Genomic DNA, 1,116 nt, shown 5'->3' on the forward strand with positions numbered 1-1,116 from the left:
GTAGGTCACGGCCTGCAGCACGTCGATGTCGGTGACGCCAGCGGATTCCGCGTCCCGCATGGTGTCGGGGATCCACGGGTGCCGGACCGGCTGTCCGCCGCGCGCTTCGGCGGTGGCCTGCCGGGCCACGTCCTTGAGCAGGCCCGCGACAGAGCCGGAGGCTGTCGTGGCCGCTCGGAAGGCACGGCCGATATTGACCGGGACCACGGTGCCGACCGCTTTGATGCGGTGCTCGGTCATCGCGGCATTGACGGCGTAGCCGCCGCCGGCGCAGATGCCCAAGACGCCGATGCGCTCCGCATCCACGTGGTCCAGCGCAGTGAGGAAGTCCACGGCGTAGCGAAGATCGGCCGCCCGTTCGGCGGGATCCTCCAGGTCCCGGGGCTCTCCGCCGCTCTGGCCCTGGTAGGCGGGGTCGAACGTGAGAGCGACGAAGCCTTTCTGTGTCAGGGCGTGGGCGTAGTTGGCGCCGATCTGCTCCTTCACGCTGCTGCCCGGCGTGGCGATGATCACGGCCGGGTGTTTCCGGCCTGTGTCGAAGCCCTCGGGGAGATGGAGGTTCCCGGCGAGCTCGAAGCTGCCGCGGGAGATGGATGCGGTCTGAATGGAAGCCATGATCCCGTTCCGGTTGTATCCTAGTACGGCAACAGTGCTAGTACAATTAACGATGTTGTACGAAACTGAACTATATCAGGGATTGTGCGATCCTGAGGAAGGAGCGCCTGCGAGGTGAATACCGCCGCGCGGATCTGGGGGCTCAACCACCGGCTGCTGACCGCGGTCATGAACAGCTGCAGCGAGCAGCTCGACGAGCTCGGCCTGGACACCAAGGAGTTCTTCGTGCTCGGCGAGGTCGACGAATGTCGCTACCCGGCCGAACTCGCCGCCCGACTGATGATGCCCAAGGCGAGCGTGACGGTGTACCTACGCAACCTTGTGGCCAAGGGCTTCGTTCAACGCGAGATCGACGAGGGCGACCTACGCCGCCACCGCCTCGTGGTGACTCCGGACGGCAAAAAAGCACTCGATCGCGCACTGGCGACCCTGTCCGACAACTTCGAGCAGTGGCTCGCAAGACTCGAAGCGCAAGAGCGCGACGAGCTCCAACGACTCCTG

2 protein-coding genes are annotated in these 1,116 nt (G+C 65.5%); one reads left to right on the top strand and one right to left on the bottom strand.

Going from position 1 to position 1,116, the window contains the following annotated elements:
- Positions 1 to 615, bottom strand: a 615-nt coding sequence (locus ABD844_RS41220; RefSeq protein ID WP_344891152.1) for an alpha/beta hydrolase, incomplete at its 3' end; no start/stop codon positions are given.
- 114 nt (positions 616 to 729) lie between these two features.
- On the opposite strand from ABD844_RS41220, the gene ABD844_RS41225 reads away from it, so the two are divergent.
- Positions 730 to 1,116: MarR family winged helix-turn-helix transcriptional regulator (locus ABD844_RS41225; protein WP_344891155.1), on the top strand; the 387-nt coding region annotated here is incomplete at its 3' end.

The sequence above is a fragment of the Nonomuraea antimicrobica genome (assembly GCF_039536965.1).
In the GTDB taxonomy this organism is placed as follows: Bacteria; Actinomycetota; Actinomycetes; order Streptosporangiales; family Streptosporangiaceae; genus Nonomuraea; species Nonomuraea antimicrobica.